The 26,954-nt window shown below is 41.8% G+C and carries 22 protein-coding genes; 18 read left to right on the forward strand and 4 right to left on the reverse strand.

The features are described from left to right. The first annotated feature begins 1 nt into the window (after position 1). The 15 genes from DFR58_RS03050 to DFR58_RS03120 all read left to right on the forward strand — a co-directional run bounded on the left by DFR58_RS03050 (position 2) and on the right by DFR58_RS03120 (position 18,582). Positions 2 to 937, forward strand: coding sequence for a glycosyltransferase family 2 protein (locus DFR58_RS03050; protein ID WP_170138008.1), 936 nt, complete (start codon positions 2 to 4; stop codon positions 935 to 937). Continuing rightward, complete coding sequence (locus DFR58_RS03055) at positions 934 to 2,061, forward strand: glycosyltransferase (protein WP_114296347.1); 1,128 nt, start codon at positions 934 to 936, stop codon at positions 2,059 to 2,061. The genes DFR58_RS03050 and DFR58_RS03055 overlap by 4 nt, the downstream gene beginning before the upstream one ends. A 44-nt stretch (positions 2,062 to 2,105) precedes the next feature. Beyond that, positions 2,106 to 3,194 (forward strand): EpsG family protein, encoded by a 1,089-nt coding sequence (locus DFR58_RS03060; RefSeq protein ID WP_207659105.1) that lies wholly within the window; start codon positions 2,106 to 2,108, stop codon positions 3,192 to 3,194. 42 nt (positions 3,195 to 3,236) lie between these two features. Beyond that, positions 3,237 to 4,367 (forward strand): polysaccharide pyruvyl transferase family protein, encoded by a 1,131-nt coding sequence (locus tag DFR58_RS03065; RefSeq protein WP_114296349.1) that lies wholly within the window; start codon positions 3,237 to 3,239, stop codon positions 4,365 to 4,367. 1 nt (position 4,368) lies between these two features. Next, positions 4,369 to 5,601: a Coenzyme F420 hydrogenase/dehydrogenase, beta subunit C-terminal domain gene (locus tag DFR58_RS03070; protein WP_170138009.1), complete on the forward strand. Its 1,233-nt coding sequence runs from the start codon at positions 4,369 to 4,371 to the stop codon at positions 5,599 to 5,601. Next, a complete protein-coding gene (locus DFR58_RS03075; RefSeq protein WP_114296351.1) occupies positions 5,598 to 6,986 on the forward strand; it encodes a lipopolysaccharide biosynthesis protein in 1,389 nt (462 codons plus the stop codon). The genes DFR58_RS03070 and DFR58_RS03075 overlap by 4 nt, the downstream gene beginning before the upstream one ends. A 313-nt stretch (positions 6,987 to 7,299) precedes the next feature. After that, positions 7,300 to 8,700 carry an undecaprenyl-phosphate glucose phosphotransferase gene (locus tag DFR58_RS03080; protein ID WP_170138010.1) on the forward strand — a complete coding sequence of 467 codons (1,401 nt, stop codon included), beginning with the start codon at positions 7,300 to 7,302 and terminating at the stop codon, positions 8,698 to 8,700. Between the two features lie 90 nt (positions 8,701 to 8,790). Continuing rightward, positions 8,791 to 10,734: an S-layer homology domain-containing protein gene (locus tag DFR58_RS03085; RefSeq protein WP_114296353.1), complete on the forward strand. Its 1,944-nt coding sequence runs from the start codon at positions 8,791 to 8,793 to the stop codon at positions 10,732 to 10,734. Between the two features lie 321 nt (positions 10,735 to 11,055). Beyond that, on the forward strand, positions 11,056 to 11,277 hold the full coding sequence (locus DFR58_RS03090) for a helix-turn-helix domain-containing protein (protein WP_114296354.1): 222 nt from the start codon (positions 11,056 to 11,058) through the stop codon (positions 11,275 to 11,277). A 12-nt stretch (positions 11,278 to 11,289) separates the two neighbouring features. After that, positions 11,290 to 12,354: a PDDEXK nuclease domain-containing protein gene (locus tag DFR58_RS03095; RefSeq protein WP_341457376.1), complete on the forward strand. Its 1,065-nt coding sequence runs from the start codon at positions 11,290 to 11,292 to the stop codon at positions 12,352 to 12,354. A gap of 309 nt (positions 12,355 to 12,663) precedes the next feature. Then, positions 12,664 to 13,359 (forward strand): ABC transporter ATP-binding protein, encoded by a 696-nt coding sequence (locus DFR58_RS03100; RefSeq protein WP_114296355.1) that lies wholly within the window; start codon positions 12,664 to 12,666, stop codon positions 13,357 to 13,359. A gap of 2 nt (positions 13,360 to 13,361) precedes the next feature. Further along, a complete protein-coding gene (locus DFR58_RS03105) occupies positions 13,362 to 14,927 on the forward strand; it encodes a putative ABC exporter domain-containing protein (RefSeq protein ID WP_114296356.1) in 1,566 nt (521 codons plus the stop codon). Positions 14,928 to 14,974: 47 nt separating this feature from the next. After that, complete coding sequence (gene asnS, locus DFR58_RS03110; RefSeq protein ID WP_114296568.1) at positions 14,975 to 16,360, forward strand: asparagine--tRNA ligase; 1,386 nt, start codon at positions 14,975 to 14,977, stop codon at positions 16,358 to 16,360. Positions 16,361 to 16,644: 284 nt separating this feature from the next. Further along, on the forward strand, positions 16,645 to 16,971 hold the full coding sequence (locus DFR58_RS03115; protein ID WP_114296357.1) for a hypothetical protein: 327 nt from the start codon (positions 16,645 to 16,647) through the stop codon (positions 16,969 to 16,971). 255 nt (positions 16,972 to 17,226) lie between these two features. After that, positions 17,227 to 18,582, forward strand: coding sequence for a citrate/2-methylcitrate synthase (locus tag DFR58_RS03120; RefSeq protein WP_114296358.1), 1,356 nt, complete (start codon positions 17,227 to 17,229; stop codon positions 18,580 to 18,582). A 66-nt stretch (positions 18,583 to 18,648) separates the two neighbouring features. On the opposite strand, the gene DFR58_RS03125 is transcribed toward DFR58_RS03120, so the two are convergent. The 3 genes from DFR58_RS03125 to pyk form a co-directional block, all read right to left on the reverse strand. Continuing rightward, positions 18,649 to 18,921 (reverse strand): ACT domain-containing protein, encoded by a 273-nt coding sequence (locus DFR58_RS03125; protein ID WP_114296359.1) that lies wholly within the window; start codon positions 18,919 to 18,921, stop codon positions 18,649 to 18,651. A 95-nt stretch (positions 18,922 to 19,016) separates the two neighbouring features. Next, positions 19,017 to 20,375 carry a PFL family protein gene (locus tag DFR58_RS03130; protein WP_114296360.1) on the reverse strand — a complete coding sequence of 453 codons (1,359 nt, stop codon included), beginning with the start codon at positions 20,373 to 20,375 and terminating at the stop codon, positions 19,017 to 19,019. Positions 20,376 to 20,462: 87 nt separating this feature from the next. Continuing rightward, entirely contained in the window at positions 20,463 to 22,214 is a 1,752-nt protein-coding gene (pyk, locus tag DFR58_RS03135; RefSeq protein ID WP_114296361.1) for a pyruvate kinase, read from the reverse strand. Between the two features lie 481 nt (positions 22,215 to 22,695). Between pyk and DFR58_RS03140 the strand changes: the two genes are divergently transcribed. Next, positions 22,696 to 23,070 carry an AbrB/MazE/SpoVT family DNA-binding domain-containing protein gene (locus tag DFR58_RS03140; RefSeq protein ID WP_242987368.1) on the forward strand — a complete coding sequence of 125 codons (375 nt, stop codon included), beginning with the start codon at positions 22,696 to 22,698 and terminating at the stop codon, positions 23,068 to 23,070. Then, positions 23,071 to 23,361 (forward strand): type II toxin-antitoxin system RelE/ParE family toxin, encoded by a 291-nt coding sequence (locus DFR58_RS03145; protein ID WP_114296362.1) that lies wholly within the window; start codon positions 23,071 to 23,073, stop codon positions 23,359 to 23,361. Positions 23,362 to 23,539: 178 nt separating this feature from the next. Here DFR58_RS03145 and DFR58_RS03150 read toward each other — a convergent pair whose 3' ends face one another. Beyond that, positions 23,540 to 23,926, reverse strand: a complete 387-nt coding sequence (locus DFR58_RS03150; protein WP_114296363.1) for a hypothetical protein — start codon at positions 23,924 to 23,926, stop codon at positions 23,540 to 23,542. Between the two features lie 365 nt (positions 23,927 to 24,291). On the opposite strand from DFR58_RS03150, the gene DFR58_RS03155 reads away from it, so the two are divergent. Next, complete coding sequence (locus tag DFR58_RS03155) at positions 24,292 to 26,952, forward strand: calcium-translocating P-type ATPase, SERCA-type (protein ID WP_114296364.1); 2,661 nt, start codon at positions 24,292 to 24,294, stop codon at positions 26,950 to 26,952. The last annotated feature ends 2 nt before the right edge of the window (positions 26,953 to 26,954 follow it).

A 26,954-nucleotide genomic window follows, 5' to 3' on the forward strand; every position in this document is an offset into this window, starting at 1 on the left:
AGTGGAAAACCCTTTAGTAAGTGTTATAATACCTACTTACAAAAGAGACGAATTTTTAATTCGTGCCGTAAAATCTGTATTAAATCAGACATACAAAAAAATTGAAATTGTAATTGTTGACGATAATATACCGGGCTCCGATTTTCAGAAGAGAAGCTTTGAGAGCATTAAGCCTTATATTTCAAATGAGCAGGCTTTTGGCCCTGTAATAAAGTATTTAAATACGAGGGGCTGCATCGGAGGCGGGGCTGCGAGAAATTTTGGTGTTAAAAATTCAACGGGTGATTATTTGGCGTTTCTCGATGACGATGATCGCTATTTAAATAATAAAATTGAAGAGCAACTGAAATTTATGATAAACAGAAAGATAGAGATGTCATATCAGGATGTAAAGTGGATAGATGAGGAAGACAGGCTTGTCGAGTATAGAAAGATGGACTATGTTAAAAAGTCCGGGAAGAATGAGCTGCTGAAGCAGCATATTCTTCACTCTATTGCTCCTACTGCCGTTTATATGCTGACAAGGGATGCGTTCTTTAAAACGGAGGGCTTTGGAGAGGTTAAGGTTGGACAGGATTTTATATTAATGCTGCGTTGCATTGAGGCCGGAGTAAAGATTGAGTATATGCCGGGAGCTTATGTCCTTCAGTATCTTCATGGCAAGGAGCGAATATCTCTGGGCTTAAACAAGATTGAAGGCGAGAATGAGCTGTATGCTTTAAAGCGCAAGTATTTTAAGCTGCTGGAGGGCGAAGAAAGAGTATATGTGAAATTCAGGCATTTTGCCGTTTTGTGTTTCGCGTGCTTAAGAAGTAAAATGTATCTTAAATCGCTTGAATACGCTTTGATAACTTTCTTTACCTCACCCATAGAATGCTGCAATGAGGCCAGAAGATATTTTGGGAATAGAAGAGAATCTGAGGGGTCGTTTAAATGAGGGTTTTACATGTTATCGGACGCTTGGGCCGGGGGGGCGATACTGCGGCGGTGTATTCCGCAGGCCGGTATTTAAAGGGGCATGGCTGTTATTTTGACTATGTTACTCATGAGGGATATGACCCTGCATTTGTCGAGAAGCTAAAAGCTGAGGGATCGGGTATATATATATTAAAGGGGGATGTCAGAGGTCTGGGCATATTGGGATATTATAGAGCCTTCAGGAATTTGCTTAAAGATATGTCCACGACGTACGACGCTCTTCACATCCACACGTCAATGCAGTCGGGAGTAGCTTTATATGCCGCAAAAAAAGGCAGAATAAAAAAAAGAATATGTCATGCTCACACCAACAGCATACAGCGCCCCGCAAGCGGCATTAAGAAAAAGCTCATTATGCCGTTCTTTAAGTATCTCATAAACAAATATTCAACCCATAAGGTTGCCTGCGGTGTTGAGGCAGGTGATTTCTTGTATGGACGGAATACCAACTATACTGTAATTAAAAACGGTGTGGATAAGGATAAATTTACGAATGTCCAGCAGGAGAGGCTGAATGCGCTGAGAAAGAAACTGAATCTTCCGGAGGATTGCTTAATTATAGGACATGTCGGAAGGTTTTCCGATATGAAAAACCAGAAGTACAGCCTTTCTTTGTTCAGTAAATTAAGCATTCACAACGCTAATGCTTTTTTAGTTTTTGTTGGAGACGGAGAAAATTATAATGAAGTCAGAGAAATGGCAAAAGGTATGAGCGCGAATATTTTATTTGCCGGGAAGAGAAATGACGTAGAGGTATTTATGAGCTTGTTTGATGTTTTGCTGCTTCCATCTTTTCCCGGAGAGGGCCTGCCTATCACGTTGGTAGAAGCCCAGATATCGGGATGCTATTGCATAAGCTCCGATAATGTAACTAAAGAAGCAGATCTGGGGGTAGGGCTGCTTGACTATGCTTCTTTAAATGATATGAATCTGTGGATAGATAAAATACTGGGGTCGAAAAAAATAATCAAGCCGCCGCATCAGGATATTAACAGTGCCATTAAAAAAAATAAATTTGATATGGGAGATACTGATTTAAACTGGAAGCGGTTGTATGGCTTAGCCGGAGAATATTTATCTTAAATGCAAAATGGGCAGGGTATAGGATGACTGTTTATGTTTTAATAATGTTATTTATATTAGCTGGAAGATTTGTAATCAATGCAAACAGGAGCAGTAAAACAAGACGAAACTATTTGATTGTAGTTTTTGGCGTGCTTTGCATTGTGGCAGCCTTTCGTTCCTATGAGGTTGGAACGGATACCGAGCAGTTTTATAATGCATTTAAAACCATATTGTCTTTAGAATGGCATGATTTGGATAGCTTGCGCTATGAATATGGCTTTTTTGCCCTTTGCAAATTGCTGGGCTATGTGAGTGACGATCCTCAAATACTCCTGATAGGCACAAGTGTATTTATTTCGTTTTCCGTAGGACGTTTTATATATAAGAATTCAGAGGATGTTTCTTTTAGTGCCTTTTTGTTTTTATCATTAAATATTTATGCTCAATATTTAAGCTTGATGAGGCAGGCGTTAGCAATTTGCATTATTATGCTGGGACTTGAAAGGCTTAAAAAAAAGAAGGATATCCAATTTGTCATAGCTGTGATTATTGCGGCATTATTCCATAGATCCGCCATTATTTGCTGCATGTTCATATTATTCACAAGATTAAGGTATACAAAAGGAATGCTGGGGTTAACAACTGTTTTAACGGTAGCAGGATTTATGTTTGTTGAAAAGCTTTTTGTGATTGTGACTAATATCATAGGATACGGGAATTATTCAGATTCTGAGTTTGTGGTGCCCAATTATTTTGCCGCTGTTTGCAAAGCCGCCGTGTTTCTTGCCGTATTTATTTTTGGGCTATTATGTATAAGAAATAAGGAGGGCTATAATCTTTACTCTATTAGTACAAAGGGCTTTTTGACAGGCAGGCTTTCTTATGGCTTTCTGGCCTTTGCAATGAGTGTATGCCTGTTTTCCCAAATAGTCGCCATAAAAATGATAATTATGCAAAGAGCAGTCCCTTATTTCGATTATTTCTGCCTTTTATGGCTGCCTAAGGCCATATATGGAATAGAGGACAAGAGCATCAGGTGTCTGGCGAAAATTTTAGTTATAGTATTTACGATACTATATTTTGTAATAATTAATACATTCAGGCAGGAGTGGTACGGCGTAGTTCCATATAAAACTTTTGTCTGGCCATAAGAATATTCTTAAAGCAAGCATACAGCAAAACTGGAGGTAAAAATGATTTCGCAAATTAAAAGAAGGTTAAGAAAGCACAAAAAAATATTTAGCATTGTAAAAAAGATATATGTTTTTTTTTATAAGGCTGTAAATTATCCAAAGCAAAGAGCCGAATCCAGAGCGGCATATGAAAAGGTTTCTTTGCTGGAGGACAGCCATAATAGGAGAATATGGTATCTTTGTGTGCCCCTGCATCCTAATATCGGAGATCAGGCTCAGGCCTACTGCATTAGGAAATGGTTTATGGCATATTACCCTGAGGCCGAAGTAGTAGAACTATTGTCGGATGCTGTAAATTCAAATAGCTTTAACCTGCTTGGGGAAATGAAGAAAAAAATAAAGCCTGCGGATTTGATATTTTTTCAAAGCGGATATACTTCTATAGATACTCACCGCGATGAAATTACTCACAGGATAATTGCCGGAAAATTCAAGGATAACAAAATAATATTTTTCCCCCAGACAGTCAGATATACCTGCGAGCTTCAAAAGCAGATTACGGCGGGTATTTATAACGGACATGCGCACCTTATGTTTATGGCAAGGGACAGGGTTTCCTTTGAAACCGCTGCAAATGCGTTTAAAAACGCGCGTGTGCTGGCATACCCCGATATAGTAACATCTTTAATCGGAAAGTACAGGTTTAACAATAGCAGAGAAGGTATACTTTTCTGTATGAGGAATGATAGTGAACAACTCTATGAAAAAACGCAGATTGAAGGCTTAAGAAAGCGTCTATCCTTTGTTGGGCCGAGCGATATTACAGATACAACCATAAAAACAAGCTACAGGGATTTGCGTGCTAATATTGAAGGTATTCTTGACAGCATTCTCGATAAATTTTCCAGATACAAATTGGTTATTACCGACAGATATCATGGCACGATATTTGCATTAATTGCAAACACCCCTGTGATAGTTATAGACTCGACAGATCACAAGCTTTCTTCAGGAGTGGACTGGTTTAAAGGGATCTATGATGAATACGTATGCTTTGCAAAATCGCTGGAAGAAGCGTATGATCTGGCATGTGTTGTTATGAAAAGGGAATATGAATATTGCCTGCAGGATTACTTTGACAGGAATTATTATCAGAAGCTTTACGGGCTTATTGAGGAGGGGGAGCTTTAAATTGAATATTTGCGGGGAAAAGGAGTGTACAGGATGCATGGCGTGCTATTCTGTATGCAATCACGGGGCTATAGCTGCAGGGGCGGACTCGAGGGGGTTCTATATGCCCGTAATTGACAACGATATATGTATAAACTGCGGCAATTGTAAAAAGGTCTGTCCCGCAAATCGCAACGTGGAAAAATCACACTTTAAACAGGAGGTTTTTGCATGCTGGTCAAATGATCCTGAGTTAAGGCTGGGCAGTACCTCGGGAGGTATCTTTACAGGCTTGTCAAAATATGTGCTTTCAAAAGGCGGCACGGTGTTCGGAGCTAAGTTTGACAGCCGCTTCCGGGTTGTTCATGGCAGTGCAGAGGACGAGCGGCAATTAGCGTGCTTCAGAGGCTCTAAGTACGTGCAGAGCTACATGGGGGATACGTACAGGGATATTAAGAAAAGATTGGATCGCGGTATTTTGGTTCTTTTTACAGGAACGCCCTGTCAGAATGCAGGGCTGAAATGCTTTCTGGGCAAGCCGTATAATAACCTTATAGCGGTAGATATAATATGCCATGGCGTGCCTTCTCCATTAGTATTCAATGACTATGTTGAATATATGAAAAAGAAAGCTAACAGCGATATAAGCAGTATAAGCTTCAGGCACAAGCAGCCGGGCTGGACTGTACATAGTATGAAAATTGATTTTTCAAATAACAGTTCCTACATGGCAGACGTTCTTACCGACCCATACTTGGTTGGATTCCTGCAGAATTATTTCTTAAGGGATTGCTGCCATGAATGTAAATATGCAGTTCTTGACCGTCAGGGAGATATAACCATAGCCGATTTCTGGGGCTATGTATCGAATAGAAGAAAATTCAGAAATGATGAAAAAGGAATTTCCCTTGTTATAATTAATTCCAAAACGGGACGTGATATTTTGGAGGCGGTGAAGGGCGATTATGTTGTTCAAAAAAAGGATATGCGGGAGGCCTTGAACGGAAACAGGTGCCTGCAGGCTCCGTATGGCAAAAACCCCTTATCGGATTTGTTCTGGAAGGAATATCTGGATTGCAGGGACTTTGGGCTGGCTAGCCAGAAGTATTTTTATAAGAGAAAGAGCTCCTTAAGGCGAATGGTGAGCAGGTTTATTGATGATCACAGTTATCTGATGCCAGTAGATATACGCAAAAAATATGAGAATATAAAAGATAGGCTGAAACAAAAATTTTATAAAAAGGAGCAAAAGTGAATAACAAATTTAAACAGCTTTTATCTGACACAACGATATTTGCGATAGGAAATGTTTTAACAAAGCTAATATTATTCTTTTTAATGCCTTTGTATACCAGCGCGATGACTACAGAGCAGTTCGGAGTCGCCGAATTGCTTAGCAACTCTGTTGACCTTGCCTTGCCTGTTGTTTCATTATGTATTTATGATGCTGTTTTCAGATTTGCAATTGACAGGGATTCAGACCATAGATTGCTGTTTACAAATGGAATAAAAATTTTATTTGCAAGCTATATTATAATATTTACAGGACTAGCTGTTGCCAACTTCTTTATTAAATATGAATACATCTGGTATTTTGCTTTAATGGTTTTTACAGAAGGCCTTCGCCGACTGTCGGCACAATTTATAAGAGGAATAGGACATACTAAGAGATTTACAGCGGGCGGAGTGTTAAATGCCTTATCGCTGTGCATATTCAATGTTATATTCCTTGCCGTTCTTAACCGGGGTATTGAGGGGTATCTGATTTCAATAATTCTGGCCAATATTGTTTCGGTTGTTTTTATAATATTTTCATCAGGAATATACAAATACATTTCCTTAAGAGCGGAGGACAACGAATTGCTTAAGAAGATGCTGCTCTTCAGCTTGCCGCAAATACCGAATCTTTTGTCATGGTGGGTAATAAATTTATCCAGCAGGTATATTATTGTCGGATTCCTTGGGGCGGGAATGGCGGGGCTTTTTACTGCCGCCAGCAAGCTTCCGTCGGTTATGAACGTATTGACGGGTATTTTTCAGCAGGCATGGCAGTTTTCCTCATCCAAGGAAATAGGGAGCAAGGACAGCGGAAGCTTTTTTTCAGATGTTTTTAAGGCGTATTCGGTGTTTATTATTGTATCCTGCTCGGGTATTATATTTTTCATACCTTTAATATCAAGAGTTATCCTGAAGGGTGATTTTTACGAGGCATGGGTATATGTCCCTCTTTTGATGGTGTCGGCGGTGCTGAACGGGTATTCTGTTTATTTTGGGACATTCTATATTGCGGTAAAAAAGAACAGGATGATAATGATTTCCACCATGACAGGTGCGGCAATAAGCCTGATTATATGCCTTGCGGCTACTCCCTTAATAGGCGTATACGGAGCTTTGCTTGCAAGCATAGTAAGTTATCTGGCTATTGTAATAATCAGAATTATTGATACAAGAAAGTATGTGCGGATAGATATCAAAGCATTTATTAATATTCTCAGCTTTGTCTTATTACTATTGCAGGCAATAGTTATGACTTTTAATTTACCTTTTGCACAGGCTGTTTCAGGCGGTTTGTTTGTACTAATAGCCGGCTGCAATATTTTCTACTATCAAAAGGATATAAAAATGATATTTCTGAAGTAATTAATTCGGTATTCATAAACATAAAACATAATATCTTTATCAAACTGGTATACTGAAGAATAATTGGAATGAATGTATCCTATAAATCAGATAAATGCATTGAATATCATCTAAAATTTATAAATTACAGATGATATATGACTGTTTTACAGTAAGAAAGAGATTGCAGTTTATAAAACATGCGTTATTTTTCTCCATTTTTCGACTTAAAGTTTGAAAATCTCCCCAATTGGTAGTATAATGTTGTATAAATAATCCAACTTTTTGACGAGTTATTATGTTTACAAATAAATATACAGTAATTGGAGGAGAAATGTCAGGAGAAAAGAAAAAATTCCTTAAAAGATCCGTTGTGATGATAGATGCGCTGCTTATAGTCAATGCGTACTTTATCGCATACTTTGCAAGGAATATGTATTTTGGAGCCGAATTTGGGTATATGCGTAACTTTGACAACTATTCGTGGGTTCTGACGGCCGCTGTTATCGTGCTGCCTTTATTTATGACTCTTTTCAAATCCTATGATACCCTGATTGAGGATCGGATGCTCATGGTGCTTTTCAAGACAGCATTTTCAATATTTGTGGGAACGGTATTTATGGGAGCGGTTTTTTATTTTATGGCGGAAAGAAATTTCAGCAGGCTCTTTTTTGGTATTTTTGCGGTGGCGAGCTTTGTTTTGGTGTGCATGGACAGGCTTGCACTCAAGGCGGCTCTTTTACTTTATATAAAAAGAAACAGCAGCACAAAAAACATCCTTATAGTGGGCTGCGGAAATCTGGGTATGGCCTATTTTAAAAGAATTACCAGATATAAGTATTCGGGTTGCCGTGTGGCAGGATTTCTAAAAATGGAAAAGGATAGGCCAGAGTGGGCGGACAGCATAAATATTCTCGGGAATATCGACAGGCTGGAGTTTATTCTGCAGGAGCATAATGTGAGTGAGGTTGTTGTTGCGGTTCCTTCCGAAGATTACGATGTTTTAAAGGGGATAATAGATATATGTGACAGAGAAGGTATAAGGGTAAAGATTTTGCCGGGATATTTCGAATATCTTCCGGTAAGCACAAGGGTAGAGGACTTAGACGGGCTTCCTGTGCTGCATATACGCGAGATACCTCTTGATTCTATCGGAAACCGCATAGTTAAAAGAGCCTTTGACATAGTTTTTTCTCTGGCGGCAATAGTGTTCTTTTCCCCTCTGTATATTCTTATAGCAATAGGGGTGAAGCTTTCGTCCTCCGGGCCTGTGTTTTTCAGGCAGGAGCGGGTGGGAGCGGAAAACAGGACGTTTATGATGCTTAAATTCAGGTCTATGAGGCTGCAAAGGGAAGAAAAGGAAAGGAAATGCTGGACTACGAAAAATGACAGCCGTGTGACAAGCTTCGGAGCTTTTATAAGAAAAACAAGTCTGGATGAAATACCTCAATTTTTTAATGTTCTTATGGGAGATATGAGCATTGTGGGCCCAAGGCCTGAAAGACCGTACTGGGTCAATAAATTTAAGCAGGAGATACCCGACTACATGCTCCGGCATTACATAAAAAGCGGTATTACCGGCTGGGCGCAGGTGAACGGACTGAGGGGGGACACCTCGATCAGCGACAGGATAAAATGCGACAACTATTACATATACAACTGGAGCCTGTGGATGGATATAAAAATATTACTTATGACGGTGTTTAAAGGATTTGTTAACCAGAACGCATATTAGCATGGCCGGTTATTAAGAGCAATTGTATTCTTTAATAAAAAGAATAATTGTATATATAGCATTTATTAAATTAAAACAGGAGGTAGTACAATGAAAAAACTTTTAGCATTAATTGTGGCATTTGCAATGCTTTTAATGCAAATACCGGGAATGGCCTTTGCGGCTGATTCAGATGTCAAAAGGGCGATTGATGAGCTCAACAACCTTACCAAACAGCAAAAGGCAGCCCTTCTCAGCAACGTCTGGGATTTTACCTTTAAGGAACTGAATAATTCCCAACAGGTGAATAAGCAGGATATTCTGGATGAAATTGAGAGGGAGTTAAGAAAGGTAGGTTTGTGGGACAAAATTATAAGCGATACGTCCGGCAACGACGGAAAAATTTCCAAGGCGTCTCTTGACGTCATAGTGCAGGAACTGATTGACAACAAAGCTATAATTAGCGATATATACCGAAGCTTTGAGGACAATATTGATATGCAGGTGCTGAAGACATTATTTGGTTTGAATACCCATGGGGAGGTATTTTTAAAGCTTATTGACCTTTCAGGTCCTGTGCTGACCTCCGATTCAAATGGCAAATTTATATCCAAAGGGAATGTTGTGCAAAATGCTCTTGGAAGCTTGGCCGGAGAGCTTTTTGATCAGGATGAAATAGAGGAACTGAACCGGCAGTTTAAAACCCTTGCCGATAAGCTGAATGATTATGTGGCCCAGTACAAGGTTGACAAAAACGATGTTATACACGCATTAAACATATACGGACTGTACGCGGCACCTCCGACAGGCGGAGGAGACAGCGGTGTCATCATCGGCGGTGGCAGTTCTTCAGAAACTCCGCCGCCTTCCGAGTCTTCAACCGTAAAGCAGGGACTTATAGAGTTTAAGGCGGTACTTGACAGTAAGGGTGCCGCAAAAGCCACTGTAACTCAAAAGCTTTTTGACAAGGCTCTGGGAACAGCGGAAGTGGGGAATGACGGTGTTAAAACAGTGGAAATAAAGATAGACGCCGTAAAGGGCGCAAAGCAGTATGTGCCTCAGCTTCCGGCCAGTGTGCTTGCATCGGACAAACAGGATGTAAAAATAAAAATTGAAACACCCTTAGGGACGTTGAGCGTACCGGGAAACATGTTTAATAAGGAGGATGCTGCGGGAGTATCCAACATCCAGATTTCCATAGGCATTTCAGGTGCGTCGGGTATAAACGATGAGGCCGCTGCCGAAGCTATAGGAACCCGTCCCGTTATAGAGCTGGGAGTTATGGCTGACGGAAAGGCAAGAGCATGGAGCAATCCCGATGTGCCCGTTACCTTCTCGGTAAAATACGCTCCTTCCGACAAAGAGCTTGGCAAAACCGACTTTTTAACTGTTCTTTACATAGACGGAAGCGGAAAGGCTTTTGCTGTTCCAAACGCACGCTTTAATGCCGGAGCAGGTACGGTGGATTTCTCAACCACTCATTTCAGCAAGTATGCCGTTGCATATGTGTACAAGACCTTTGATGATGCCGCAAAGTATTCATGGGCAAAAACGGCGATTGAGGTGGTTGCTTCCAGAGGTATTACTGACGGAATTTCGGAGGACACATTTGATCCTGACGGAGACATTACAAGAGCTGAATTTTTGGCGGGACTGATTAAGACTCTCGGACTGTCGGCTAAATTTGACGCCAACTTTGATGATGTAAAGCCGGATAATAAGTTTTACAATGAAATAGGTATTGCAAAGCAGCTCAAAATAACTGAAGGCCCCGGAAATAACAGGTTTGGAACCGATACCGTCATTTCAAGGCAGGACATGATGGTGTTTATATCAAAGGCTATGAAGCTCGCAGGCAAAAATGGAGGCACCGGCACTGACAGCGATCTTGAGAAATTCTCCGATAAGGACAAGATAGCTTCATATGCAAAAGACAGTGTGGCTCTGCTTGTGAAAAATAAAATTATACAGGGAAATGGAAATAATTTAAACCCTACGGGAAAAGTTACAAGAGCAGCATCAGCAGTAACTCTGTACAGGCTTTCAAAGCTGTAGCAGCCAAAAAGCAAAAACCATACGTACAATTCTGTTCTCGTCCAAAGGGACAAATTGTGGATCAGGGTTGTTATGTACACAAGGCGGATAGCGTAGGCTGTCCGCCTTGTGCTGTTTCACGCTATATCTTCCTGTTTGATATCTTGTTGGAAGCGATGGTTTTCACTAAAAATAAATATAAAAACATCACACTCCCAACTTGCTTAAATTTAACATAGAAATGCAGATAAAAAGTGCGCAATAAGCAAATTTTGTTTGACGATAGGTTTGAAACTTGGTATAATAATGCATTATTTAGTAAGTTTGAGCGGAGGTGCCGGGATGATTGTGAATTATAATAGACTGTGGAAATTGCTTATTGACAAGAAAATGAACAAAAAGGATTTGCGACTTTCCGCAAATATCAGCACCACAGCAGTAGCGAAGCTGACTAAAGGGCAGAATGTCACAACTGATCTCTTGTTAAAAATTTGTAATGCGCTTGACTGCGATTTTGCCGACATAATGGAAGTTGACAGAAGCGAAAATAAATCCGAAGAATAGGAGGCAACCATAGTGAATGAGCACGATAATGCCATGCAACACCTGATAAGGGGTGAACTGGATATCAATCTTTATCAAGGAATCCGCAATACCCTTGCGGATGCACGATCAAAAGCATATTCTGCCGTCAACTCTGCTATGGTCGAAGCCTATTGGGAGATCGGCCAACAGATTGATGAAGCGGTCGGTGAGCGTTCTGAATATGGGAAAGGTTTACTGAAATATTTGGCTGGGCAGTTGACCACAGAGTTTGGTAAAGGCTTTGATGAAAGCAGTTTGCGCCGAATGCGTCAATTTTTCAAAACGTTTCCGAATCGTGCCACGCTGTGGCACGAATTGAGCTGGTCGCACTATCGACTGCTTATGAAGCTTGAGGACGATTCTCGGCGTGAATTTTATGGGCGTGAGTGTGTTGAATCAGCTTGGAGCGTTCGCCAGTTGGAGAGGCAGATTAACTCATTCTTTTATGAACGTCTGCTTGCCACACAAAAGAGCGGGATCAAAAGTGTAAAAAATGAAATCCACTCGCTTGAGCCAAAAAGCTCACCCGATTATATACTTAAAGACCCCTATATCTTGGAGTTTTTGGATTTGAAAGAAAACCGCGACTATCACGAAAGTGATTTGGAGCAGGCTTTAATCGACAAACTGCAAGGATTTCTGCTTGAACTTGGAAAAGGCTTTTCTTTTGTAGCCCGTCAAAAACGGATAACTATTGAAGGCGACCATTATTATGTTGACCTTGTTTTTTATAATTATATTCTAAAATGCTTTGTGGTGATAGACCTCAAAGCTGGGAAACTGACTTATCAAGATGTCGGACAAATTGATTTCTATGTGCGGTATTTTGAAGACAAGGTGAAACTGCAAGGGGACAATCCCACCATTGGAATTGTTCTCTGCACCGATAAAAACGATACGATGGCAAAATACTCGGTGTTGTCAGATAATGAAAATCTGTTTGCCTCAAAATATATGCTCTATCTTCCTACAGAGGAAGAGCTGACGCATGAATTGAAACGTGAGCGTGAGATTATCGAACGTAAGAAAGCGTTGGATGGGGAGGAAGAAAGATGAATATTGTAAAGCATTCTCGCATTATGGAGATATTAGAACGGGAAACCGGAGGACACACCCGAATAATTTCATGAGATACTTCTCATGCCGGAGACATTTATCATTGAGAGATACAAGTTTGACAATATATTCACTGATGAAACAATTTTTCCATAGGGGTTCACATCATATCCCTATGAACGTGTTCTCTTGATTACGGGTGGTTTTTTGTTTTAACGCTTTAAGCCTTGTCAATTTAGTGATATTATATATGAGTATTTATCAAATATTTAGGATAAAATAAATTTTAATTGTAAGGAAGAGGTTTCTATGTTAAAGGTAAACGGATTGACTAAAACATATGACAAGTTCACGGCGGTAAACAATGTGAGCTTTGAGGTGGGCGACGGGGAGATAGCCGTGCTTTTAGGGCCTAACGGAGCGGGGAAAAGCACAACCATAAAGTGCATTGCAGGGCTTTTAAATTATTACGGAAGCGTTGAGGTGTGCGGGGAGTATAATAAAAGCGTGAAGGCTAAAAGTCTTTTTGGGTATGTGCCCGAAGCTCCTGCAGTTTATGATATGCTTACCGTCTACGAGCACATGGAGTTTATAGCGAAGGCTTACAGGCTTGACGGGTATAAGGAAAAAGCGGAAAGACTCCTTGAGAGGTTTGAGCTGCTTGATAAAAAGGACAAGCTCGGAAAGGAGCTGTCTAAGGGTATGCAGCAGAAGGTAAGCATATGCTGCGCCCTTTTAACCGGGCCTAGGGTTGTTTTTTTTGACGAACCTATGATTGGACTTGATCCTAAGGCCATAAAGGAGCTCAAGGCGGTGTTTGGAGAGTTGAGGGACTTAAGGTGCAGTATTCTTATAAGCACGCATATTATAGACAGCGTGGACGAATTATGGGATAAATCTCTTATAATGAAGGGCGGCAATATAGTTGTTTCAAAGACAAGAAAAGAGCTTGAACAGAGCGGTGAGACCCTAGAAGAGATATTTTTCAGAGTAACGGAGGGATAGCCATGAGACCTTTGAACTATTTGCTGCTTATGTATATTAAAAACACTGTTAAGGAACTGAAAAAAAAGCCTCTTATACTTATCCTGTACATATTTGCGGCTGTGGCCCTTATAGGGATGATAATTTTGAGCATTGCCGCCCCCAGCCTGTCGGAGGCGAGAGGGTCGAGGGAGGTATATGGAGCGATAGTGACTACTGCTCTTTTTGTGTTTTCATACTTTGGAATAAAGCAGGGAATAAGCAGGGGAAACAGCTTTTTCAGGCTTGCGGATGTCAATATGGTATTTACCGCGCCCATATCGCCTAAAAAGGTTCTTGTGTATGGCTTTATAAAGCAATTTTTCACCTCTTTTATTATTATTTTTGTGCTTATATTCCAAATACCGAATTTGAGAATGAATTTTCCAATGGTTAATTACGGCATACTGGTTATATACCTGAGCGTTTTTACACTTTTTTTCTCCATGCAGCTTATTGGAATTCTTATATACTCAATAGCCTCAAAAAGCGCCAAAGCCAGAACGTGGATGGAGAGAGCCTTAAACGTCATGGTTTTTATGGTGCTTGGAGGCTTTTTGCTCACTTTGATGAGAGTAAAGGACCTTGTCCACGCAGGGGTTGTTTTTTTGAATAACACCTATATTTCATATATACCTTTTATAGGGTGGTTTAAGGTAGTACTGGATTCAACGGTCAGAGGCTTCGACGCGGCGTTTTTTATTAATGCCGCATTGATAATCGTGTCGATAGCGGCGATGGTATTTGTAATATACAGGCTTAAAACGGATTACTATGAGGATGTGCTTGAGGCCACCGAGCGGTTGGAGGAATTGGTAAAGCAGAAAAGAGAGGGCAAAATTAAGCCGGCGCTTTCAAATGTCAGAGTTAAAAGGGTAGGCCATACCTACTGGGGCAACGGGCCGTCCGCAATTTTTCACAGGCATTTGCTGGAATATAAAAAAACGGGTTTTTTCTTTATAGACCGCAACACTCTTATAATAGGAGCCGTAGGTATTGCTTCAAAATATTTCTTCCCACAGGCATCAATAAGAACGGTTTTATATTTTTCAATATATATGCTTTTTTTCTTTGCGCTTCAGGGAAAATGGACTCAGGAGCTGGGGAAGCCGTATATTTATCTCATTCCTGCAGGGTCTGCCACTAAGGTGCTTTATGCCACCTTGGCGGATATTATAAAATATATGGTGGATGGCTTTGTACTGTTTATTGCTGCGGGGCTGATATTCAAGTCTGATGCTGCCACTATAGTTTTAAGTGCAATTGCATATACTACGTACGGAGCCGTATATACATACGGAGATGTGCTGTTTCAAAAGCTCCTTGGCTCTATGCACAGTAAAAATCTTTCTCTTCTTGTCAAATCAATTATATCGCTGTTTGTAATTGCGCCGGGTCTTATTATTTATTTTGTGGCGGGCTTTATATTAAGAGATGTTGCTTTTGTGCAATATTTTACATATGCCATATTGATTGCATATAATGTAATTGCCTCATTTCTTATAATGCTTATTGGGAAAAGCATTTTTGAAAATCTTGAAATGGGATGATTTGATGTGTTGCGCAATTAACAATAAGGGAGGAACAGACTTTGAAAATGACTATAAAAGAGATATATAAAAATCCCAAAGATGCGGCGGCCAATTCAATAAGGCTTGCGGGGTGGGTCAGAACCGTCAGGGATTTGAAAACCTTTGGATTTATCGAGTTGAATGACGGCTCGTTCTTTAAAAGCCTTCAGATTGTGTTTGAGGAAGGAAAAATTTCAAACTTTAAGGAGATAACAAGGCTTACCGTGGGAGCCTCAATTATTGCAGAGGGTACGCTGGTTGAAACGCCCGGTGCAAAGCAGCCCTTTGAGATTCATGCCTCTAAGGTGGAGGTGGAAGGGGAATGTCCCGTACAGTACCCGCTTCAGAAAAAAAGGCACTCCTTTGAATTTCTAAGAACAATTTCACACTTAAGGCCGAGAACAAACACCTTTTCGGCAGTGTTCAGAGTCAGATCCATGATGGCGTATGCCATACATAAATTTTTTCAGGAGAAGGGCTTTGTTTATGTGCATACGCCTATTATAACGGGAAGCGACTGCGAAGGGGCGGGAGAAATGTTTAGGGTTACAACACTTGATATGGATAAGCCTCCAAGGGATGAGCAGCGAGAGGTAGACTTTTCAAAGGATTTTTTCGGAAAGCAGTCAAATCTCACGGTGAGTGGCCAATTGGCCGCAGAAGCTTATTGCATGGCCTTCGGAAGGGTGTACACCTTTGGCCCCACCTTCAGGGCGGAAAATTCCAATACCGCAAGACATGCCGCCGAGTTCTGGATGATAGAGCCCGAAATGGCGTTTTCCGATCTCAATGACGATATGGAGCTGGCGGAAGAAATGCTCAAGTTTATTATTAAATATATTCTGGATAATGCTGCGGAGGAAATGGAGTTTTTCAACAGCTTTATAGACAAGGGGCTGCTGGATAGGCTAAACGGCATAGTTAAATCGGATTTCGCGCATGTATCGTATACCGAAGCGGTAGAGCTGCTTGAAAAGGAAAAGAATATATTCCAGTACCCGGTAGAGTGGGGGAAGGATCTTCAGACTGAGCATGAAAGGTATCTTACCGAGAAGGTTTTTGGGAAGCCTGTATTTGTTACGGGATACCCCAAGGATATAAAGGCTTTTTACATGCGGATGAACGATGATAACAGGACTGTTGCAGCCATGGATCTTCTTGTGCCGGGGGTTGGAGAAATAATCGGAGGGAGCCAGAGAGAGGAAAGGGCTGATTTTCTGGAAAAAAGAATGGAGGATATGGGTATTTGTAAGGACGACTATTGGTGGTATCTTGATTTGAGAAAATATGGCGGAACAAAGCATTCAGGGTTTGGACTTGGTTTTGAAAGAGCTATTATGTATATGACGGGAATGCAGAATATAAGGGATGTTATACCATTTCCGAGGACTGCGGGAATGGCGGAATTTTGACCCATTCACAAAATTACCTGTATTTTTATGTGCCGCGGAAGGAAATACTATATAGGATGCAATAAAGATTTTACAAACATAGAGGATATAATTGCTTACAGAAATTTTTAATACCAACGAAAGGACGCCTTGCGGGGAAATGTCTCACGGGTATGTCATCAGGCGCTTTTCTTAGATGTATTCCTTACGGGTCAAAAAAATTTCTTTCATCAAATTATATCCTCCATGTAAAATCTTTATTGATAGATATATAAGAGCAGCTTAAAAAGAGGTGATTTGATAAAATGCTGATTGACAATGTAAAGCAAAATTATAACGATGATATATTAAACGCAATTGACGGCTTGGTTTACGGGCACTCGTTAAGCTTCAGCTCTCTTGAAGGTATAAGGGAAGAAAAACAGATGGAAATTCTTGAGGCGGCAAGGGATATATTCCGGCACAGGGAGAGTTTAAGGGTATGCCGTATATGTCACCACAGCGAGCTTTTAATAGACGACTGGGTTACCGACAGCTTGTGCCTGTCTTGCTCCAATATACGCAACAACAAGGGGCGGGTAAACGAAATGCTTGCTAAGGCCGCAGCCTCCGTAAAAAAAGCTATTATGTAAAAGGTTCTGAAATGTCAGAGCCTTTTGATTTTCCCCCTTCAATTTTATTCCATGCACAAATTGAAGGATTGGCATACTTATAATTCAAAATTTATGCCTGCATCCACAGTGAAATTGCCGAAAAAATAAGAAATATGACGGACAGGAATATATGTGAAATTGATATTATGATATATTATAAGTACAATCTTGCAAGTTAGTTAAGTTTGTGATAAAATAGTCAATATTTTCATGAGAGTATGTGAGGGGTGTTTTATGAATAAAGAGGACATTTCAAAAATAATTGGAGAATGGGCTTCTATGGTTGATGGAAACTGCAAAATAGACCCGGATTTTTACTCCAAATACAATGTTAAAAGAGGGCTCAGAAATAGTGACGGAACAGGGGTTTTGGTAGGCTTAACCGAAATAGGGGAGGTACATGGGTATATCATCGACGAGGGCGAAAAAAAGCCCGATTACGGAAGGCTGGGCTACAGAGGCATTGACGTAGAGGATATAGTAAGCGGCTTTCAAAAGGAGGGACGCTCCGGCTTTGAGGAGGTGTGCTACCTTCTTTTGTTCGGGGAGCTTCCCAATGAGAAGAGCCTCAGTACGTTCAACAGCGTGATGGGACAGTACAGGGTTCTTCCCGAGGGCTTTACGGAGGATATGATACTCAAGGCTCCAAGCATGGACATAATGAACAAGCTTGCCAGGAGTGTGCTGGCGTCATACTCCTATGACAGCAATCCTGACGACACAAGTGTGGGAAATATGCTGAGGCAAAGCCTTGAGCTTATAGCGAGGTTTCCTGTTATGATGGCATACGGATATCAGGCCAAATCCCATTATTATGGTAATAAAAGCCTTTACATTCATAATCCGAGGCCTGACCTTAGTATGGCTGAAAACATACTGCACCTGATAAGAGCGGATAATAAATACACCAGAGCCGAGGCTGAGCTGCTGGATCTTGTGCTTGTGCTTCATGCCGAGCACGGCGGGGGGAACAATTCTGCATTTGCAACCAGGGTAGTGTCTTCCTCGGGTACAGATACATATTCTGCAATAGCTGCCGCCGTCGGCTCCTTAAAAGGCCCAAAGCACGGAGGAGCTAATTTAAAGGTTATGAGTATGATTGAGAATATAAAGGCCGCTGTTTCAAACTGGAGTGATGAAGAGGAGCTGTCGGCGTACCTTGCCTCGATATTGCGCAAGGAGGCTTTTGATAAGTCTGGGCTTATATATGGCATGGGCCATGCTGTATACACCTTATCCGATCCCAGATGCATACTGCTGAAGGAAAAGGCTCAGGGTCTGGCCCGGGATACCGGCAGGCTGGATGAATTTAACCTGTATGAGTTAATTGAAAGGCTCTCTCCAAGAGTATTTGTGCAGGAGAAGGGCACAGGCAAGGACATATCCGCCAATGTGGATTTTTACTCAGGCTTTGTATATAGTATGCTGGGTATACCTCCTGAATTGTATACTCCTCTTTTTGCCGTCTCAAGAATAGTGGGGTGGTGTGCGCACAGGATGGAGGAGCTTGCGGGTGTGCAAAGAATTATAAGACCGGCGTATAAGAGCATAGTGAAGGGCAAGAAATATATTCCTCTTAAAGAGAGATAAAAAAAACGCTGTCTGCAAGGAGCAGTACCTTCGTATTGCTCTTTGCGGCAGCGTTTTTTTAAAATTCTATATCCTGTGCATGGATTTAAATATGTCTACATGCTGCACCCTGATTGTCATTTGAAGCTCCCCGCCCTTTGTCTCAAGCTCATGGGACAGGCTTGCAAAGTCGGTGCACATTTCCGATATATCAACCATCATTACCATTGTAAACACATTATGCATAATAGTTTGGGAGATGTCCAGTATATTTACATTGCATTTTGCTAAAATATTGCTTATGCCCGCAATTATACCCACCTTATCCTCGCCTATGACGGTTATTACCGCTTTTACCATATCTAAACGGCCTCCTTATCCATGTAATTTGTTTTTGCTTATAAGAGCTTTTAGCTGTGCCGCCCTTAAATACAAGGAACAATTGAAATTGGGCGTCAGTTTCTGAGACTGTGTATTGGAGCGGGAACCCGCCCACCCCTCTTAACAAATTCTCCGCTGCCAAATTCGTTAACCTTCATAACGGGGCCTGAACCCAGCAGCCCTCCAAATTCCACAACATCTCCCACTACCTTTCCGGGAGCGGGAATTATTCTTACCGCCGTAGTCTTATTATTTACAACACCTATAGCCACCTCGTCCGCTATAATTGCCGATATGGTATCGGCGCTTGTACTGCCGGGAACCACTATCATGTCGAGCCCTACGGAGCAAACACATGTCATGGCCTCAAGCTTTTCAATAGTGAGCGCTCCGGCTGTCACAGCGTCGATCATCCCGGCATCCTCGCTGACGGGTATAAAGGCTCCGCTTAAGCCTCCAACATAGGAGGAGGCCATAGTGCCGCCCTTTTTCACTGCGTCATTCAAAAGAGCAAGTGCGGCTGTGGTACCGTGGGCTCCGCATTTCTCAAGCCCCATTTCCTCCAGTATATGGGCGACGCTGTCGCCTATTGCCGGTGTCGGAGCCAGAGACAAATCTACTATTCCAAAGGGCACATTAAGTCTCTTAGAGGCCTCCATAGCAACCAACTGGCCCACCCTTGTAATCTTAAAGGCTGTCTTTTTTATTGTCTCGGCAACTGTTCCAAAATCGGCGCCCCTGACCTTCTCCAAAGCACATTTAACCGCTCCCGGACCGCTGACGCCTACATTTATTACACATTCCGGCTCTCCTATGCCGTGAAATGCACCCGCCATAAAAGGGTTGTCCTCGGGTACGTTGGAAAATACCACCAGCTTGGCGCACCCCATGCCTCCATCGGAGGCGGTAAGCAATGCCGTCTTTTTAATAATATCTCCCATATGTGCTACGGCATCCATATTGATGCCTGATTTTGTCGTTGCCACATTGACGGAGGAGCAAACCCTTTTGGTGAGACTTAATGCCTCGGGTATGGAGCTTATAAGCTTTCTGTCCCCAACGGTATAACCCTTGTGTACCAGCGCTGAAAAACCCCCTATGAAGTTTACTCCCGTTGTTTCGGCAGCCTTGTCCAGTGTTTCGGCGAATTTGACATAATCCTCCTCATCGCTGCTTGCGGCTACAAGGGATATTGGTGTAACCGATATTCTTTTATTTATGATTGGTATTCCATATTCCCTCTCAATATCCTCACCCGTTTTTATCAGGTTTGAGGCAAGCCGGGTTATCTTATCATATATTTTAGTCCTTGACGCTTCCCCATTGGGGTCGCAACAATCCAGCAGAGAAATCCCCATTGTAATTGTTCTGATATCGAGATTTTCCTCCTGAATCATTTTAATGGTTTCCATTACTTCAAATGGACTTATCATAAAAGCTTCTCCTTAAAAAAGAAAATGTTCGGCCACTGCAAGCCGGTCATATATATTCTACACTTAAGCGGACAATATTTCTACTCCTTAAATCATTGTTGCTCCGTAGTATACTATTCCTCTCCCTGCATCTATTGTAACCACCGAACCGCTTTTAAGTATCTGGCCTGCATTTTCCGCCGCTATGATGACGGGGATTTCAAGTGCCAGACCTGCTATGGCGGCGTGTGAGCCTATGCCGCCTTCCTCGGTGATAATGGCCGAGGCACGTCTCATAATATTCATCATACTGTTGTTTGTAGAGGGAACAACAAGTATGTTGCCGTCAACAAAGGTGGCCTCAGCCTCCTCGGCAGTCCGTGCAACGCAAAGCTCTCCCGTAACTCCTCCGCTGCCTAAGCCCGTGCCCTGTACCAGCACCTTCCCAATAAGGTGGACCTTCAGTATATTGGTGGTTCCGCTTATGCCTATCGGTGCGCCGGCAGTAATTATAGCCAAATCACCGTTTTTAACCAGCCCCGACTCAAGAGCCTTTTCAACCCCGGTATCAAACATTTCATCCGTGGTGGTTACATGCTTTACAAGATAGGGTATTACTCCCCATGAAAGGGAAAGCTGCCGCTGCACTCTTGGACACACCGTAGTTGCTATAATGGGACAGGCCGGTCTGAATCTGGAAATCATCCTTGCGGTGTGGCCTGTTTGCGTTACGGTAATTATTGCGGATGCCTTAAGGTCAAGGGCGGTGGTACAGGTTGCATGGCTTATGGCGTTTGTTATGCTTGCATTCATATTAGGCTGCATATTTGTGAACTGCTTCCAGTAATCTATGGAATTTTCGGCTTTTTCAGCTATCCTTACCATTGTCTCAAGGCTCTCCACGGGGTACTTTCCGGAGGCTGTTTCTCCCGACAGCATTATAACGCTTGTGCCGTCATATATTGCGTTGGCTATATCGCTTGCCTCCGCCCTTGTGGGTCTGGGATTCCTTATCATTGAATCCAGCATTTGAGTGGCGGTTATTACCGGCTTTCCGTTTTTATAGCACTTTTCTATAAGTCTTTTTTGTACAACAGGAACATCCTCCACAGGTATCTCCACACCCAGATCGCCTCTGGCAACCATAATTCCGTCCGATACCTTTATTATGTCGTCAAAATTTTCAATGCCCTCGCGGTTCTCGATTTTTGCAATTACCTTAATGCTCTGGCCATTGTTTTTTTCAAGCACCTTCCTTATTTCTATTACGTCGGATGCTTTCCTTACGAAGGAAGCGGCGATAAAATCAAAATCATTTTCTATACCGAATTCAATATCCTTTACATCCTGATCTGTAATTGAGGGCAGGTGAATTTCAGCTCCGGGAACATTTATTCCCTTATTGTTGCCTATTATGCCGCCGTTCAGCACCTTGCAATGTATATCCTTGTTTTTTATATCCGTTACCTCAAGCTCAACCAAGCCGTCATTTATAAGGATCCTGCTGCCGGACCTTACATCTCCGTATAATTCCTTGTATGTAACGGATACTTTTGACTCATCACCTACTATATCATCATTAATCAGAACGAAGCTGTCTCCCTCATTTAAGAGTACCTCTCCCTTTTCAAATCTCCCCGTCCTTATCTCGGGGCCTTTTGTATCGAGAAGAAGGGGAATGGGAAGCTTAAGGTGCTCCCTTATCTTTTTGAACATATCCACTCTTTTTTTATGCTGTTCGTGAGTTCCATGCGAAAAATTAATACGGGCTATATTCATTCCTTTAAGCATAAGCTTTTGCAAGGTATCCTCATTATCAACCGCCGGGCCCAGGGTACAAATTATCTTTGTCTTTCTCATTAATTAAACCTCCAAGAGTATTATATTTTTATAAAAGTAAGTATGTCGGTACTGCTCATCATAATTCCATGGTAACGGATTTATGAATCCTTATCAGTGTCTTGCTGTATCGCATAAATTATACTCAAAGCATAATAAAAGCGCAAGGCCTTTTTATTCCTTGCGCATGTTAGAAGTAAATATGAATGCTTATATTAATGATAATTATAGCACCATACTTATATCTAAGCAATAAAGACGAAAAAATGTTTGGAAATGGGAACAGTAATTAGCTTACTAAAGACTTAAGCGGTGATATCACATAGCAAGCGGGCTTGTCCGGCCTTTTTGCCCGTGATTTAGGGTAGGGCGGTATTACTTGTTTTTTTGAGAAATGTCCCCGATTTTGCAATTTGACTTTTCTCATTTTCTTGGTTACAATAAAATCAAAGAAACATGTATAAAGCCATATTTTAAGCATATACTGGGAGGAGGAAAGAAAATGTTGAAAAGTACAGTTGGGAGCAGTTCTATGGAGCGTAAAATTATTAGTGTTTCTGGTAAAAGACAGATAACCATACCTCAGAAATATTTCGAAGCATTGGGCTTTAGCAATGAAGCCGAGTGCATTCTACAAAACAATGCAATTGTCATCCGCCCTATCAGGGAAAACACAGGAAACGAGTTTTCTGAACAAATTCTTACTGATTTGATTGCTCAGGGGTTTTCGGGACAAGAGCTTCTTGTAAAATTCAAGGAAATGAGCAAGAAAGTCGCTCCTGCCATGAATAAACTGATCGATGATGCAGACAGTCTTGCAAAAGGAGAAAAAAAGGGTGCAACCATGGCGGATATCTTCGGAGCGGAGGAAAAGTAGATGTACGAAATTCGTTTCACAGGGGCAGCAGAAAAATATTTGAAGAAGGTCAAGGAAAAGGGTCTCAAGAAAGCATTTCAAGAGGCCCTTCAAAAAATAAGTAGCGACCCGTACATTGGTGAGTTGAAAACAGGTGATCTGGCGAGGGTTTATTGCTATGACATCTACTACAGCAAAACCAATTATGAGCTTGCGTATAGAATTTATGAAGAAAATGGGCAGATGGTAGTTGTGATTCTTGCCGGGACGCGAGAGACCTTTTATGATGAACTGAAGAGATATATGAAGTAAATGCAGTGATGATACTTTTACTAATTTTTGTTGTATTTACGACATGAAAACGATTTGTAGGGAACGCCCCCTGTGGCGTTCCGTCCCCCTGTGGCGTTCCGCCCGGGGGACGACGTTTCCGTTTTGTTTTCACATTAAGAGTCCTATTCAACTTCAGTAAAAATATATAAAAAATGCTTTATGTACTAAGTATCTCATAAATTTTTAGTATTTTATCTATAACCGATTTATTGCCATTGTCCAATATCGGCCTTATTATCCCTAAGGTTTGGGTGAAGCTCCGAAGGCTGGGGCTATGTCCTCTCATTGAGCCAAAATGCCTCTTTAAATCCTTGTATGTACAGTTATAAAGGCTGCACCTGTCAACTGCTCTGGAAATAACCTCCCTGTGAGGCTCGGGGGAATATTCGCTTATAGCACTGAGCATTTGAAGAAACAGTGTGATATTGCTCGCCCTTACAGATAAATTCTGATCCTCCCTTAAGCTTGAATTATACACATCCCTTACTTTATTTGCCGCGTTAAAGCCGTTTGCAATATTGTCCCATAAATTGTATCTGTTCATACCTGTCCACCATATTCCAAATATAAAATTCAATTCTAATAAATATGTTATGTTAAACGGGTCTTTAAAGTTACAATTAAAGCTTAAGGATAAAAATGCAAAAAAATGCAGTTTTAAAAGACATAGAGTGTAGAGCTTAAAAATGCATTGACATGATACGGGAAATGTGATATTCTTACTAATGAGTAAAGGGGAGTAGCTTGGAAGCTATAAAGTCAACAATCGGCAAAAAGAATTGCCTGGCTTTATACTCCTTAAACGGAAAGCGAGACCTTTAATACAATCTTGCAAGTATGAGGTGTATTAAAGGTCTCGTTATTTTGTTTTCACTCCCGGTTAAATAAATATGATTGGAGGAGTTATAAATGCCCAAGGTCTATAATACAAAGGATGAAATAGGCTTTCACACGGCGAGCGGAAATCAGACGCTTGAATACCTTAATGCAGGCATGGATGGAATAGATGAGAAGGAGGCGAAAAAAAGAGGGGATATTTACGGTAAAAACCGTCTTGAGGAGGGCGAGCATAAAAATGTGTTCCAGATGTTTATCGAGCAGTTCAAAAACATAATGGTAATTGTTCTTATAGTGGCGGCATTAATATCCGGCATAATGGGAGAGCTTACCGATACGGTAATTATTCTTGTCGTTGTAATAATTAACGCATTCCTTGGCGTTATACAGGAGAGCAAGGCGGAAAAAGCACTGCTGGCTTTGAAAAGCATGTCCGCGCCTTATGCGAAGGTTAAGAGAGGCGGGAAGGTAAAGCGCTTAAATACTGAGGAGCTTGTACCGGGAGATATAGTGCTTCTTGAAGCAGGCGACTATGTGCCCGCCGACATGAGGCTGCTTGACTGTGCCAGCCTTAAAATTGAGGAGTCGGCGCTTACCGGAGAATCGGTGCCTGTGGAAAAAATCGTGGAGGCAATAGAGGGAGAAGACATAGTAATAGGTGACAGGAGAAATATGGCATACTCCGGCAGCAGTGTGACATATGGAAGAGGGACGGGTGTTGTAACGGCCACCGCAATGTCTACCGAGGTAGGCAAGATAGCCCGGCATTTGAAAGGAGACCCGCAAGAGACGCCTTTGCAAAGAAAGCTTTCTGAAATGAGCAAATTCCTTACTCTGGCTATAATAATAGTTTCAGTAATAGTATTTGCGGCGGGGGTTCTTCAGGGGAGAGACTATTTTGAAATGTTTCTGACCGCCGTAAGTCTTGCCGTTGCCGCAATTCCAGAGGGCCTGCCGGCTGTAATTACAATAGTGCTTGCTATCGGCGTACAGAAAATGTCAAAGAGAAACGCAATAATAAGGAAGCTGTCGGCGGTTGAAACGCTTGGCTGCACCGAGATAATATGCTCTGATAAAACAGGCACTCTCACTCAGAATAAGATGACTGTTAAGGAAATATACGCAGACGGGCGGAACATTGATGCAAGCGATGTCGAGGAAGGGGATCACAAGCTGTCGGCTTTCATGCAAATCCTCACATTGTGCAATGATTCCAGAGCAACAGGGGCAGAGAGCGAAACGAGAAGCTTTATAGGGGACCCCACCGAAACGGCACTTGTTTATTTCTCCTCTGAAAAGGGCTTTGACAAGGAACGGCTGGAGAGGGATTTGCCCAGAAGCGCTGAAATTCCCTTTGATTCGGACAGAAAGCTAATGACTACCGTTAACCAGACGGGAGAAGGCTTAAGGGTAATGACAAAGGGAGCGCCTGATATTCTGCTTGGCAGATGCGGTAAAATTTTGCTGAACGGAAGTATAGAGCCTATCACAGAGGAGATATCGCAGTCTATAAAACAAGCCAACCATGATATGGCAAAAAAGGCTCTCAGGGTGCTTGCCGTTGCATTTAAGGACGTTGACGGCATACCGCAGGATATGGACTCTGAAAATGTAGAGAGGGAGCTTGTATTTGCCGGACTTGTGGGCATGATAGATCCTCCGAGGCCTGAGGCGCGGGAGGCTGTTAAGGTATGCAAAACAGCAGGCATAAGGCCCGTTATGATTACGGGGGATCACAGGGATACCGCAGCCGCAATTGCAAGGGAGCTTGACATTATAAAGGATGAGAGTGAGGTAATAACAGGCAGCGAGCTGGGCAAAATAAGCGACGAAGACTTTGAGACGGCTGTAGAAAGATATTCTGTTTATGCAAGGGTGTCGCCGGAGCACAAGGTAAGGATAGTAAACACATGGAAAAAGAAGGGCAAAATTGTTGCCATGACCGGTGACGGAGTCAATGATGCCCCTGCCCTCAAAGCTGCTGATATCGGCGTGGGTATGGGGATAACCGGCACTGATGTGTCAAAGGGTGTTTCCAATATGGTGCTTGCCGATGATAATTTTGCAACTATAGTTTTTGCGGTTGAAGAGGGAAGAAAGATATACAGCAACATAAGGAAGGCAATACAATTCCTGCTTTCGTCAAACCTCGGAGAGGTCTTCACTCTTTTTGTGGCTACAATGCTCAATTGGACTATACTTATGCCTATTCATATACTATGGGTCAATCTGGTTACAGACACTCTTCCCGCTCTGGCATTAGGCGTTGAAAAGGCCGAAAGTGATGTTATGACACAAAAACCGAGAAAGGCAAACAGCAGCTTTTTTTCCGACGGACTGGGAGTAAGCGTGATATACCAGGGCATTGCAAAGGGTGCTATAACGCTTCTGGCATACTACATAGGCTCAGAGCTTTACTCGCATGAGGCCGCCATGACTATGTCCTTTGCCACACTGGGACTGATACAGCTTACTCATTCGTTAAATGTGCGCTCCAACACAAAATCGCTTTTAAAGCTGGGGCTGTTTACAAACAGATACTTAATAGGCGCTATTATATTATCGGGACTGATGCAGATAATGGTAATAATAATTACCCCTCTTAATGCAATATTTAAGGTTACACATTTAAATCTTCAACAGTGGGCTATTGTAGCGGCAGCTGCTGTGGCCATAATTCCCATTGTGGAATTGGCAAAGCTTATTCATAATAAAAGAGAAAAATATAAATAAAA

The organism is Anaerobacterium chartisolvens, assembly GCF_003337415.1.
In the GTDB taxonomy this organism is placed as follows: domain Bacteria; phylum Bacillota; class Clostridia; order Acetivibrionales; family DSM-27016; genus Anaerobacterium; species Anaerobacterium chartisolvens.